13 protein-coding genes are annotated in these 14,004 nt (G+C 47.6%); all 13 read right to left on the bottom strand.

The window, feature by feature from the left end:
* Positions 1-47: 47 nt before the first annotated feature.
* The 13 genes from EUBC25_RS14190 to EUBC25_RS14250 all read right to left on the bottom strand — a co-directional run bounded on the left by EUBC25_RS14190 (position 48) and on the right by EUBC25_RS14250 (position 14,000).
* Complete coding sequence (locus tag EUBC25_RS14190; RefSeq protein WP_230106127.1) at positions 48-1,007, bottom strand: helix-turn-helix domain-containing protein; 960 nt, start codon at positions 1,005-1,007, stop codon at positions 48-50.
* Between the two features lie 5 nt (positions 1,008-1,012).
* Positions 1,013-2,416 (bottom strand): ABC transporter ATP-binding protein, encoded by a 1,404-nt coding sequence (locus tag EUBC25_RS14195; RefSeq protein WP_331471478.1) that lies wholly within the window; start codon positions 2,414-2,416, stop codon positions 1,013-1,015.
* A 13-nt stretch (positions 2,417-2,429) separates the two neighbouring features.
* Entirely contained in the window at positions 2,430-3,113 is a 684-nt protein-coding gene (locus tag EUBC25_RS14200; RefSeq protein WP_087163106.1) for an energy-coupling factor transporter transmembrane component T, read from the bottom strand.
* Positions 3,113-3,718 (bottom strand): MptD family putative ECF transporter S component, encoded by a 606-nt coding sequence (locus tag EUBC25_RS14205; RefSeq protein ID WP_230106129.1) that lies wholly within the window; start codon positions 3,716-3,718, stop codon positions 3,113-3,115. Before EUBC25_RS14205 ends, EUBC25_RS14200 begins: the two co-directional genes overlap by 1 nt.
* A gap of 246 nt (positions 3,719-3,964) precedes the next feature.
* Complete coding sequence (locus EUBC25_RS14210; protein ID WP_230106130.1) at positions 3,965-5,713, bottom strand: ABC transporter ATP-binding protein; 1,749 nt, start codon at positions 5,711-5,713, stop codon at positions 3,965-3,967.
* The gene (locus tag EUBC25_RS14215) at positions 5,710-7,491 is read right to left on the bottom strand and encodes an ABC transporter ATP-binding protein (protein ID WP_207751346.1); all 1,782 of its coding nucleotides are present in this window, start codon (positions 7,489-7,491) and stop codon (positions 5,710-5,712) included. Before EUBC25_RS14215 ends, EUBC25_RS14210 begins: the two co-directional genes overlap by 4 nt.
* Before the next feature lie 81 nt (positions 7,492-7,572).
* Entirely contained in the window at positions 7,573-8,190 is a 618-nt protein-coding gene (locus EUBC25_RS14220) for a TetR/AcrR family transcriptional regulator (protein ID WP_087283221.1), read from the bottom strand.
* A 124-nt stretch (positions 8,191-8,314) separates the two neighbouring features.
* A complete protein-coding gene (locus EUBC25_RS15045) occupies positions 8,315-8,485 on the bottom strand; it encodes a helix-turn-helix domain-containing protein (protein WP_330636368.1) in 171 nt (56 codons plus the stop codon).
* Between the two features lie 83 nt (positions 8,486-8,568).
* Complete coding sequence (locus tag EUBC25_RS14230) at positions 8,569-8,883, bottom strand: winged helix-turn-helix domain-containing protein (RefSeq protein WP_230106131.1); 315 nt, start codon at positions 8,881-8,883, stop codon at positions 8,569-8,571.
* A gap of 128 nt (positions 8,884-9,011) precedes the next feature.
* Complete coding sequence (locus EUBC25_RS14235; protein ID WP_230106132.1) at positions 9,012-9,416, bottom strand: metal-dependent transcriptional regulator; 405 nt, start codon at positions 9,414-9,416, stop codon at positions 9,012-9,014.
* On the bottom strand, positions 9,416-11,164 hold the full coding sequence (locus EUBC25_RS14240; protein ID WP_230106133.1) for an ABC transporter ATP-binding protein: 1,749 nt from the start codon (positions 11,162-11,164) through the stop codon (positions 9,416-9,418). Before EUBC25_RS14240 ends, EUBC25_RS14235 begins: the two co-directional genes overlap by 1 nt.
* Before the next feature lies 1 nt (position 11,165).
* The gene (locus tag EUBC25_RS14245; RefSeq protein WP_230106134.1) at positions 11,166-12,932 is read right to left on the bottom strand and encodes an ABC transporter ATP-binding protein; all 1,767 of its coding nucleotides are present in this window, start codon (positions 12,930-12,932) and stop codon (positions 11,166-11,168) included.
* A 111-nt stretch (positions 12,933-13,043) separates the two neighbouring features.
* A complete protein-coding gene (locus EUBC25_RS14250) occupies positions 13,044-14,000 on the bottom strand; it encodes an AraC family transcriptional regulator (protein WP_230106135.1) in 957 nt (318 codons plus the stop codon).
* Positions 14,001-14,004: the final 4 nt, after the last annotated feature.

The raw sequence follows: 14,004 nt of genomic DNA on the forward strand, positions 1-14,004 counted from the left end.
CATATTTCAATTTTTCTTTCCGCTCCACACGGCCTTTTTTATTCCAATCAGATAATTGATTTTCGATATTCCAGCGGCGTTTTCCCCATTGTCTGATGAAATGCGGACGCAAATTTGCTGGGACTGTCATATCCCACAAGTCCCGCAATCTCCGCCACTTTCAACGACTTATCTGATTTCAGTAAAGAGGCAGCATAGTTCATGCGATAGTTTCTCATGTATGTAAAAATCGGGCTGCCATATACCGATTTGAAACAATTTTTCATAGGGGTCAGGGCAATATCAAACCGTGCGGAGAGTTCTTCCAGAGTATAGTTTTTGGTCAAATCCTGCGTCAGAAGCGCCTGGATCGCTTTGATTTTTTCAACCTGGCTCTTATAAAAATAGGGGCGTTCTTCTGTATGGCCTGAAAGTTCCAGTGCGTCCAGATACAGCAGCAGCTCCAACACTTTGATCTTGAAATAGTCCTTTTTGATTTTGACCGGCACATTGTAGAGTTCGGAAAAAATATGCTCAATGGCCGGTTCTCCTGGAATGACATAGGGTGTACGGTCGCTGCAATACTTTTTCTGCAATTCATAAAGATCCACAGAAAAACCTTTCATAGAGGCCGGGATTTCCTTTGCCGCAGTCTCCATCTGAAAGCCAATGGAAATACCGTGGTAGTGAGAAAGTGGAAATTCCACCTTGCCGGAATGATGGATGCGGCGATCCACCCGAAGATCGCCAGCCTCTAAATAGCTAAAGGCATTCTGGCCGACTTCCTGCTCAATGCGCCCTTCCCGGCAGTGGTCGATACAAAGCAGGTCCATATCTGTCTGGAAACCCGAAACGCACTCCTTCATGTGGAAATCATTATACATGAGAAATACACCTGGAAAAACATGGTAGAGTGTCATCATGCCTTCACCGGAGTTATCACTTAAACGCATGACCTTACAATCATCGGACTCGACCAGGTTTTGAACATTCGGGCCGTAGTACATTTCCTGGAATAATTCCGGCATAGACGCTACCCCCTTTCTTTGGAGCATCCCTCCATATCAAATATTTTATCACAAGTCCGGCCCAAAAACTCAAAATCATGGGAAACAATAATGATAACTTTATTTTCATCATTCAACTTGCGGATCATGTTGCTCACTTCCAGCATACGATGATAGTCCAGCCCACTGGTAGGCTCGTCAAAGACAAGCACATCCTTGTCGGAGAGAATAGCAGTTGCCACCGCAAGGCGCTGTTTTTGACCTCCCGACAAGGCCATCGGATGACGGTCCTTGAAATCCAGTAAATCAAAAGACCTGAGAATTTCTTCAATCCGCTCTGGCGGACAATCCGGCTGCGCCAGTTCACATTCGTTCCATACACTGTCTGAAAAAAGCTGATGGTTCACATCCTGCATCACGCAGAAGCTGGCCTTATTACGCTGTTTTGCTTTCAGTGCTTGGCCATCCAGCCGGACCGTTCCATCCACTTCTTTCAAAAGCCCGCACAGGCAGCGTGTCAGCGTCGTTTTTCCCGCGCCGTTATGACCAACAATACCCAACACTTCGCCCCGTTTTGCAGAAAAGCCAAGGCCGCTGAATACCGACTGCTTATCAAAGGCACAGGAAAGATTTTCTACGGATAAGCCTTTCTGCGCTCCTGGCGGATCGGCGGGAGGCAGCTCCAGCACAGGATGAACAAGACTTCTAAGCCCCATCCTGATACGCTGCTCATCCGAAAGATTGCGAAATTCTTCCCTGGAAAATATCTGAACGATTTTTCCCTTTTGAATGAAGATTGCCCGGTCGATCAGGTCCATCAAGAAATATAGGCGGTGTTCGGCAATAACAACCGTCCGTCCTTCTTTTTTGATCTGAATAATCTGCTGGCGTAAGGTGTTAATCGCGTCAGCATCCAGATTTGCCGTCGGCTCGTCCAGTACAAAAATGGACGGGTTCATGGCATATACAGAGGCAAACGCAAGACTTTGTTTTTCTCCGCCAGACATGGAAAAAATGTTTCTTCCCAAAAGCGATTGAATTTTCAGGGCGGAAACAGTGGCCTCATATCGCTCTTTGATTTTCTTTGGTTCGACACCCGCATTTTCCAGGCCGAAAGTAATCTCACTGTCCGAGTCAATATTGAAAAACTGAGATTTCGGATTTTGGAACACAGATCCAACCTGCTCTGCCAGACGGTACATTTCTGTTTTCGGCACTTCCATACCGTTTACAATCGCCCGGCCAGATAAAGTGCCGCCCTCGACAAAATGAGGGATTAAGCCGTTAATCAGTTTTGTCACTGTCGTTTTGCCACAGCCCGACTCCCCTGTAAGGACAACACATTCTCCCTGCTGAATATTCAGATCAATATGGGAAAGCGTTCCCTGCTCTTTCTCATATTCAAAAGATACATCCTGAATTTGGATCACATGGAACACCTCCTTATCCCACTGTAATTGAAATCACACAGAAAACCACACCTGCCGCCAGACATAAAAAGTCCTGCACGCCGAACTTCATTTCAATCATACTTGTCTTTGGCGCAGGATTTTCAATGCCCCGCGTAACAGCGGCTGCGGACAATTCTTCCGCTGTCGTTGTTGCAGAAATCATGGTCGGCACCAACAAGCACTCAATTTTTTGTACCCCATGAATATTACGGAGCTTCATGGCATCCCGGATATAGCCGGTTTCTTCTTTTAAGGCCGGAAAATACCGGACGGTTACAGACAAAGGAATAATCAATCCCTGCGGGATATGCCATTTCCGAAGTGCAACCATCAATTCCCGGACGGGCGTTTTCTGTAAAACCATCGTACCGACAATCAAACAAGGGAAAATCTTTCTTGCATAAGATACAATGATCGTGAAGCTGCTGGCTAAAATTTTCGGCCCGTTTGGGAATACATAGTATTGCAGCGCCAGACAAATCCCAAATGCGATTGCCAGCTTGCCTGCGGATTTTTGGCACCCGCAGGCAACGATCAGCAGGAGCAGAAAAACAACCCATGTAATTTCAACCCATACGGAGTGCTGGGTAAAGGCTACAATATTTGCCAGCACCAACAAAAGCAATTCCGTCCGTGGATCGAACCTTAATGTATGTTTTTTGCCCGCCCCATTCATCACACAATTCCTGCCTTTACAAAGTGCTTTTTGAACAGACCTCTGGCAATAAATGCACCGATGATACCACCGATGATTGGAGCAACAAACAGAACGATTAACATTGCATTGGACGACAGAGCTTCAACTGCCGCAACATAATCAGCGGGCATTCCCTGTTCTGTAATCTGCGCCAGGAAATCGGCCTTAAACAGCCAGATGGGAAGGGGAGAACCAACCATCCCCAGCGAAAAAATCACATAGGCAATCGAATTTCCCTTGAAGCTATTATACTTAGTCACCGCTCGAACAACTTCGGCCAAAATACAGGTAGAAGCCATCGAGATCAGGATTACCAGAGTAAATTGTCCAGTGACAAAATAGATAAGCGCAGTGATAAACCCCATCAGGAAAACTGCACCCAGTTTTTGAACCTTTGCGACCATCAGCATAAAGGGAATGCCTGCAAACACGGCAATGAAGCCAGGCATCAGCATCCAAAGAACAGGGTGAATGCCTCCAAGAAGCATGAAGGCAAAGTTGATGACAAAGTAGATTGCGGAAAAGATACCGATGGTAATGAGGTCTTTTCCTTTCAGTTTTTTGTCCGTACTCACTTCAGACATTAAAAATTCCTCCTTTTAGTTAGATTTAGCTAACCAGTAGCTTTTTTGAAAGCGCCACACGGCGCTTTCGAGAATTATCATAGCAAATCTGAAAAATCTTTTCCGCTCCAATCGGTCTTTTTTATTCCGATAAGACTTTTTAATAAAAGTAAGAGCATTGAAGGAAAAGAAACAACTCGCATGAAAAGAGATTTTCTTTATCACACGAGCTGTTTCCATTTTCCTTTCTGACAGTGGGAGCAGCTATTACATCCCCAACTTCCACTGTGACGTTTCTCTTTGAAGTTCAACCATACGCTGGTAAAGACCTCCCTGTTCCATTAGTTCTTGCGGCGTGCCCTGTTGAGCCACACAACCATTCTCCAGCACTACTATATGATCGGCACCGGCCACAGTACGCATCCTGTGGGCGATGACCAACACCGTCTTGCCTTGCAGCAGGCGGGAGAGAGCTTCCTGAACAGCACTTTCGTTTTCCACATCCAGGCTGGCGGTTGCCTCATCCAGAAGAATGACAGGCGCATCTTTCAGAAGAGCTCGTGCGATGGAGATTCTTTGCCGTTCACCGCCGGAGAGGGTGGAGCCGTTTTCTCCGATCATGGTCTGATAACCCTGCGGGAGTTTTTGTATAAATTCATCGCATCGGGCAGCTTTAGCAGCAGCGATGACTTCCTCGTCTGTAGCACCCTGGCGTCCCAGACGGATATTTTCCATCACCGTATCCCGGAACAGCACCACATCTTGGAAAACCATGGAATAGTATGTTAACAGTGTCTCAGGATCTACACCGGACACGTCCACGCCCCCAAGAGTAATTTTCCCTCTGGAAGCGTCCCAAAAACGGGCGGCCAGTTTACACGCAGTGGACTTTCCACCTCCGGAGGGACCAATAAGGGCGGTTACTTCTCCCTGTTTGGCGGTAAAGCTTACATCCTCCAGTACACCGTCCCCTTCCCGGTAGGCAAAGGATACGTGATCAAAGGTAATGTTGTAGTTTTCAGGCGTAAACTCTTTTGTACCCTCCTGTATCGGCTGTTCTAAAATGGAACGCATCCGTTCAATCTGCAGTTTCGTATTAAAGGTGGCGGCGATATTCTGCAGTACCAGCCCCAACGGGTCATAAAGCCTTGCGGCGGCAAAGAGGAATCCCAGAAAATAGAGAAAAGAAAGTTCGCTTGCTGCCAGAAGCGCTCCGCCAGTCAAAATAGTAGTGGCCAGCCCAAGGCGAAGGAAGGCTTGAGCGGAGCAGACAAATATACCGGTCGCCAGCTCTGAGTGGATGGAACCCTTTTCCATAGCAGCCAGCTTTTCCTCCAGTTTTCCCATGTAAGTTTCCTGTCGGTTGCATGCCTTAATATCCCGTATGGCTTCCAATCCTTCCTGGATACAGTCAGCGACAGCCCGCTTATTTAGAATATTCTTTGTACCGAAGGAATCCTGGATTTTCTTGCTCCCTGCTGTGAGCAGAATTGCCACCGGCACCACCCACAGTACGGCCAGCGCCATCCGCCAGTCACAAAAGAACATAGCGATGCCGATCACAAGAGTGGAGAAAATGGATGCGAACAACTGTGGCACATAGTGGGAAAACATCTGATCCAGGCTGGAGCAGTCTGCGATCATGGTAGAGGTCAGGTCGCTTAGATCCCGGTTTCCGAAAAAACTCAATGGCAGTCGGCGCAAAGTCTCGGCCAGGCTTACCCGGCGATTGGCGCTCTCCTTATAGGTTGCCAGATAAAGCGAAGCATACTGGAACCAGTGAAGAATGAACAGCAGGATCAGGACAGCTATGCCAAAGCCTGCATAAATCCAAAAGCCATCCATAGGACTGCCTCCGTTTTCCATGGAATCCAAAAGATGCTGCACTGTAAACAGGACGGCTCCAACCGGAAACATCAGGCTTAAATTGCACACAAAGCACCAGATCACTGCTTTTACCAAATCGTTTGCTCCTTTTTCACTGAGCGCAAACAAATGTTGTAGTTTTTTTGTCATACCGCTTCCTCCTTTCCGACCTTCCACCTGGCGCTGCGCTGGTAATCTTCCCACATGGCGGTATAAACACCGCACAGTGCAAGCAGGCTTTCGTGGCTGCCCTGTTCGACAACTTTCCCGTCGCTCAGGACAATGATAGAATCTGCATTCTGTACGGTAGACAGTCTATGGGCAATCATCAATACGGTTTTGTTCTTTGTCAGCACTTCAAATGCTTTCTGAATCTGATATTCATTTTCCGGGTCAGCAAAAGCAGTGGCCTCATCCAGTACTACAATGGGAGCGTTTTTCAAAATGGCCCGCGCCAGAGCAATCCTCTGCTGTTCACCGCCGGAAAGATAAATGCCTTTTGTCCCAACCACAGTATCCAGACCCTGCGGCAGTTTTTGAAGAATATCATCGCACTGGGCGGCATGGGCGGCAGCCAGAACTTCATCTCTGGTCGCTTCTGGTCTGGCAGCCCGGATATTTTCCAGTAGGCTTTCCTTAAACAGCCGGGTATCCTGGAAGACAAATGCTACCTGACTCATCAGATCTTCTGTGTTCATCTCCCGGACATTGACTCCGCCGATTGCGACAGTACCGCTGTCCGTATCCCAGAAACGGGGGATCAGGCTAGCGGCTGTGGTCTTGCCGCCTCCAGACGGACCTACCAGCGCCGTCACCTGTCCAGGACGGACGGAAAATGACACATTATCCAGAGCTGGCCGGTCTGCGCCTGGATAAGTAAAGGTCACATGGTCAAAGGAGATATTGGCATTTACCGGACGTTTCTGCATTTTTGATTCTTCCATGGGTTTCTGGCCGAGGATTTCATCCAGACGCCCCACAGCCTCGTCAGCTTCCATGATAGCCTCGCTCATATACATGATCCGGTTGATCATCTGGCCGCAGGCGGGAGCAAACAGGGCGTAGAATATAAAGTTGACAAGCACTGTGCGTATATCTCCGCTGGAAGACAGCAGCAGTGCTGCCGGGATCAGCAGAGCGAAGGCTCCGTTGATAAAAGTCAGGAAACAGGTCTGTCCCACACGGCAGCTCATGGCATACTGGCTGGCCAGATCGCTGTAGTCTCTGATAGCGGCGTAAAAGGCTTTGAAGGAATAGACCGTCTGCTGGAACATCTTTACAACCGGGATGCCTCGGACATATTCCACCGCTTCGCCGCTCATGCGTTCAATTTCCTTCTGGTACCGATGGAAAAATCCGGCGTTCTTTCCTCCCATCATCATGCACATGGAAAGAAGGGCGAGGACCATGGTAAGCAGGCAAAGAAGCCCCATTTTCCAGTCAAAGAGAAACAGCATTACGATGGCAGCGATCGGGGTGACGATAGTTCCCGCCAGGTCAGGGAGTTTGTGGGCCAGCAGATCTTCCGTAAGTCCCGCATTGTCATCGATCAGTTTCCTGAGCCGTCCTGACAGATTTCCTGTAAAGAAACCCAGAGGCAGTTTCAGTACGTGATCCATCGCGGTACGCCGGATGTTCCGGGCGGTACGGAACGCAGCGATATGAGTTGACATGAGCGCCGCAAAATACAGGGCGATACTGCCGATGGCAGTCCATACCGCCGTCCAGCCCCAGCGGGCCAGGCCGGAGATCCCCTCAAGAGCGGGCCAGGACTCCAGTACATTCCTTGCTGCCAGCCAGACGCACACATAAGGGATCAGTCCCAGTACCGCAGACAGGGCAGAGAGGATACAGCCCAGCAAGGTGAGATTTTTGTGCCTGCCTGCATAGCTCAAGATGCGGGACAGGCTGCTTTGCTTCTTTTGCATCACAAGAATACCTCCTCTACTTGTTGAAAATATTTATCATGAAGTTAGATATAGCTAACTACCATGCAAAAAAGATTGGGGCTATTGCCCCATCAATTTCAGCCATCCGGCCGTGTAAAAATCCCGCAATTGATCCACATATCGCAGGGCTTTATCCCTTGGCATATCGTGTATCACGATCTCAAATACCCCGTTAAACATGCCGCTGGCAATGATATGGCACATTTGCTCATCCAATTCCGGGATGTTCCGTCCGAGGCGGCGGAGGACTTCCATATATTTTATCGTGTATTCTACTTCCACCTCCACCATGTTATGAATAAAATGCTCATAGCTGGTGCCTTCTGACCGGCACAGCAACAGTTTTACCGGTTCCCGGTGCTGACAGATGTATTCCACCATCCAGTGGATACAGTTCGAGGATTCCACTCCCATGTGGTCTGGCTGCTGTTCTTCGGGCAGCTCGGCGAAAGAGGTCTGGGCCTCCATAAACTTTCCCATGAGCGCCGCGGCATGAGGTTCCACAATGGCATTAAACAAAGCCTCTTTGCTGGAAAAATATCCATAGAAGGCGCCGGTGGTCACGCCGGCCTTTTTTACGATCTGACGAAGGGATGCACCCAGAAAACCTTTGTCAGAAAATTCCTCCATGGCGGTCTGCAAAATATTTTCTAATGTGGCAGATGATTTTTCCTCCATAATGTCCTCCATATAACAGTGTCATATAACAATGTTATTATATGTCGCAGAATAAGATTTGTCAATAGGAGAGTATGTATAAAAAACTCGCAGTTCAGAGTAATTAAACTCTGTCCTGCGAGTCTTATTTTTCTTTTGCTATTTCTTCCGGTGGCACAAACTCCAGCAGATCACCGATCTCACAATTCAATACCGTACATAGTCGAGCGAGAACATCTATATCCAATCGAGTGATCTGGTTCCTGCAGTAGTTGTTGATCTGCGTCCGCTGCATCTCTGCCTGATGACTCAACATATTATCGAAGGATACAAGTCGAATATAAATTATGAAGAATAGAAAAGAAGAACAGCAGCCTGGGTGGATCAGACTGCTGACTCTTATTTCTCTGCTTGTATCTCAAAGCAATATCCAACTTCCCGGACGGATCGGATGGTAAAGGGAGCATTGGGAGTTGCCTGATATAGTTTTTCCCGTAGATTGCAGATGTGAAAACCGATGGTGTTGCTCTCACCTCCAGAGGGGAAGTCTCCCCATACCTTCTCGTAGATTTGGCTGTATGTAACCACACGCCCCTTATTGGCTGCGAGCAATAAAAGTATTTCATACTCTTTTGCAGTGAGTTGGATCTCTTGACGATCACGGAAAACTTTCCGCCTACTTGGATAGATCTCAAGACCAGGGAGGGATATCATCGGTTCCTTGGCTAATTCATATGTTTCTATCTCTGGATGGCATCTAAGAATAGAAAGAATCTCATCGAATGCGTCAGAGTCATGCTCTTGCAGATCTAAGATGATTATTCGTCCGATAATATCACCTCCTAATGATTTTCCAAAGCAGCCTCTTTGAGCTTTCTGTAACTTGTTTCGCTGATCACATGTTCCAAGCGACAGGCATCCCGAGCTGCAATATCTTCTGGAACGCCAACTTTTAATAGTTGCTGGGTAAAGAATTGGTGCTTTTCATAAACCTGACTGGCAATTGTTAAGCCTGTTTCTGTTAAGGAGAGTGTACCATCTGCCTGCTTTATCAAGTATCCCATTTTAGATAGTTCTTTAACAGCCCGACTAACAGAGGGCTTGGTAACACCTAAGTGTAGTGATATATCAATATTACGAACATTCCCGTATTTTTTCTGAAGAATGTGTACGGTTTCTAAATAATCTTCCATGGATGATGTCAAGGCCAATGGTGCACCTCCTCTCAACAGATATTTTTTTAACATCAGGCAATACTCCAACCCTCTGCCTGCTCACGGATTGTAATGAAACGGTGATAAAGTCCTTCCTGCTGAACAAGCTGCTGATGTGTTCCTTTCTGAACAACTTGACCTTTATCCACCACTAAAATCTGGTCAGCGTGTTCAATCGTCGCCAGACGGTGGGCGATAACGATAACCGTTTTTCCAATGGTCAGTTCACTGATTGCCTGCTGGATCAGATGTTCATTTTCGGGGTCAATACTTGCTGTTGCCTCATCAAGAATGACAATGTCGGCATTTTTCAAAATGGCGCGGGCAATAGAAATGCGCTGTTTTTCTCCGCCAGACAGCGTAGAGCCGCCCTCACCGATCACCGTTTCATATCCATCGGGAAGAGCCATAATGAAGTCATGGCACCGAGCCTTTTTCGCCGCTTCTATAATTTCTTCCTTCGTTGCACTTGGGTTGCCGAAACGGATGTTGTTTTCAATGGTATCGTAGAACAGGTAGACCTTTTGAAAGACCATCGAGATATTGCGGAGCAAACTGTCACAGGTCATGTTCCGCACATCCTCACCGCCTACTGTGACCTTGCCGCTGTCCACATCATAGAAACGGGCAATCAGGTTGCAAATCGTGGTCTTGCCGCTGCCAGATGGCCCTACAATGGCCGTAGTGCTGCCCTGGGGGATGGAAAAGCTGATATTCCGCAAAACAGGAACTTTATCGTAGGAAAATGTCACATCACGGAAAGCAATGTCTGTGTTCTGCAAAGAAATAACTTTCCCGTCTTTATCTATAATGTCAGCGTGTTCAATGCCGTCCAGTTTATCCAGCGTAGCATCAATAACCTCCAATACATGGGCGGCGTTGTTCATGGCTTCCACACTTCCAAAGATCATAAAGGAGAACATATCCAGCATGAGCATGGTAGGAAGTTCCATACTGCCGTTATAGGTCAGCATAGCAGCCACAGCTACAATGGCAATGGAGGCGGCTTTCAGAGAAAACAGGTGCAGGCAGTTGAAGGGCATATATTCCACTTCGATTTTGATGTTGATTTTCTTGCTGTCGTTGTATGCTTTGCGGATACCGGCAATAGACACGCCTTCCTGCTTAAAGGCTTTCACCACCTGCATCCCCCGTAGATACTCGATGGAACTTTCCACCATATCATCCTGTGCCTTTTGATGGATAGGCGCGTTTTGGTGACTGCGCGCCTCCAGCAGATGAAGAAACAGGGCAGACAGAAGGACGCCAGCCAGAGCAATTCCTCCCGCCAGAGGACTGTAAAATGCAAGGAACAATATCAGAACAATAACGGTGATATAGCCATTAACAACAGTGTTGACCATATTCATGGCGAACATTTCCATAAACGAGAGGTCGGTTGTAGCCGCTGCGGACAGTTCGCCCATATTGTTCTTACTGAAAAAGCCCAGCGACACCCGTTTCAAAATGTCTCCCAGCCGTATTCTCTCGTCAGCAGTTGCTTCATAACCGACACTTTCCTGCGTGATGGCTCGGAGATATGAGAACAGGTATCGGCCCAATACAGCTAAAATCATGGCCCCCAGCATGATCCAGATGTCCCGGCCCTCCAATGGCTTGACGCCACCCCAGTCATCCAGAACAGCACTCAGTCCCTTCGCAGCCAGCATAATAGGAATTGCGGTAAAAATGCTATGAATGAAAGCGTAGATAAACCCGATGTAAATACGCCGTTTATATTTTCCTGTCCATTGGATCAGTCGATTTACAATCCGAAACATATCAGTTACCTCCTTTCCCGGAACCGGCAGACCAGTTCTGCGCTCCGATATGCGCCTCCCACATATCCCGATAGAGAGAGTCGCCATCTAAAAGCTGTTGATGAGTGCCTGTGTTCTCCACCTGCCCGTTTTGCAGGACAATAATCTGATCGGCATTTTTGATGGTGGACAGACGATGTGCGATAACCAGCAGCGTTTTCCCTTTTGTCAAAGCAGCGATAGACTGCTGGATTTTTTCTTCGTTCTCCTGATCGGTGAACGCAGTTGCCTCGTCCAAAATCACGATAGGGGCATTTTTCAAAATCATGCGGGCAATAGAAATACGCTGTTTTTCACCGCCTGAAAGCCGGTTCCCCGCATCCCCGGCCATCGTGTCATAGCCATTGTCCAATTTCTGTATAAATTCATCACAGCAGGCGGCTTTTGCTGCCGCATATACTTCTTCGTCCGTAGCGTCAGGGTTTCCCAGCCGGATATTTTCCTTGATGGAGCAGTTGAACAGGAAGTTATCCTGTGTAACAAAGCTGACAATATCGGCAAGCTGGGCCAACGGCATACTGCGAATGTCCACACCGCCAATGGTGATTTTTCCATCGTTCACATCCCAAAAACGGGCAATCAAGCGAGCGATGGTGGACTTACCTCCACCGGACGGGCCGACAAGTGCCGTAAACTTTCCCTCCGAGATTTTTAGATTGATATGGGAAAGCACCTGTTTACCGCTCTCTTTATCATAAGAGAACGAAACATCCTGAAGCTGAATGTCTTTGGACTGCACCTCCACTGATTTTCCAGTATCGGGCAGTTCTTCCACATGGAGCAACTCGTCCACGTCGTGGACGGCGTATTCAATCGCCTTCGTCTCATTGATGTAAGTAGTAAAGTTCATCAGCGGGCCTACAATACCCAGCGAGAGGATTAGGCACATTGCAAGGTCCTGCGGCGTAAGGCTACCGTTCCAGTAGAGATACATACCAATCGGGAGCGTTCCCAAAAAGGTGGACGGTAGCACAGCAGCAACAAAGTTCATCACTTTCCAGGAACTTTGATACCATTTGAGGGTGTAGTCTTTGAAGGACTCTACCGCCTTGGTGAACTTTTCGTAAGAACTGGAGGACTGATTGAACGCCTTGATAACTTCGATACCCTCCACATACTCCACGATCACGCCGTTCACATAGTTGTTGGACTCCATGTAATCAGCATAGAGCTTGTTAAAATTCTTCATCATCATAGCAAAAGCAATCAGAACGAAAGGCAGCGTGACCAGCATCGCCAGCGCCATGCGCCAGTCGATGCAAACTAGATAAACAAAGACTGCCACGGGGAGCAGCAGGTTGGAGATACACTCCGGGATCATGTGGGCCAGCGGCAGCTCAATCGTTTCCACCCGATCTACCAATACATTTTTCAGTTTACCCACAGACTCTCCGATGACTGTCCCCAGCGGTGCTTTCATCAGCCGCTGGGCAAGAGCCAAACGAATATTCTCCAAAATGGTATATGCGGATATGTGGGACAGGCTCGTTGAAATACCATAGAGCAAGAAGCGTATCGCATAAGCGCCAAGTCCGATCCAGCACCATCTCCAAACCTCTGCCATCACAGGTGAGCCGCCGATAAAGAGCGTGATAATCTGGTAAACACTCCAATAGGGTATCAGTCCGGCAACCACACTGATGATCGCACATAAGACGGACAGGACAATCTTGCCCCGGCACTGTGAAGCAAAGGAAAACACAATAGAAATCCAGCTTTTTTGCTTCATTTCCATTCCTCCTTTAGCAAAATAATAGAGAGCATCAATCGACTTGATACTCTCTAAGTATTGCAGATATTCATGTTGTCCGCCACTCTGCCCGGGCGGGTTTTACTCCATTTAGATTTTAACTTTTCGATATTCCAGCGGCGTTTTTCCTTTTACCTTCTTGAATGCTTCGGAAAATTTGCTGGTATTCGTATAACCGACTTTTCCGGCAATCATCGTAATCGGTTCATCTGTCTGTGTCAAAAGAGAAGCTGCCAGGTCCATACGATAATTTCGCATATAGGTATAAATGGCGGAGCCATACACGCCCTTAAAGCACTGCTTCAGAGCAGAAGTGGAAATATCGAACTTTTCAGAAAGCTCCTCCATTGTGAAATGGTGCTCCGGCTCATTTGTCATAAACGACATGATAGCCTTGACTTTCTCTACCTGCGTTTTATAAAAATAGGGACGTTCCACACCTAAGACCGTAGGGTCTACCGTCCTGAGCGTGACCAACAGTTCTAACACCTTTACCCTGAGATATTCCAGACGGATATTTTCCGGCACCTGGTACAGTTCCGAAATCACATGGTCGGGAACGGAATTTCCGTGCATAATGAAAGGCCGAGTCTTTAAGGTGAATTGCTGCTCGATTTGCTCCAGGTCAATGGAAAACAGGGACAGGAGATCCCCCAATCCCTCTACCGCTTCAGGAACAGAGATCGTAATTGTGATCCCGTGGTAATGGCTTACGGGAAAGCTGCAATGGTTGTTTTCCGTGGCAGAACTGTCCAGCATAATATCGCCGGACGCAAGATAAAGATAAGCGCCATTGCTGACTTCCCACTCGACGCGGCCTTCTCTGCAATGGTGAATTGCAAAAGTGTGCGTATTTTGTTCAAACTTCCTTGACGGGCAGTGCTCCATGTGAAAATCATTATACATGACACCTATTCCGGGATATACTTCATAATAGGTTGCAGTTCCGTCTCCTGTTTCATTTTTCATTTGGTAGACCGAGCAAGATTCATCCCGGCAGAGCAAATTCATATTTTGCTGCGAGAAAAACAGGTCGCTTCTGTTCAAACTG

The organism is Claveliimonas bilis (assembly GCF_020892095.1).
Lineage (GTDB): Bacteria > Bacillota > Clostridia > Lachnospirales > Lachnospiraceae > Claveliimonas > Claveliimonas bilis.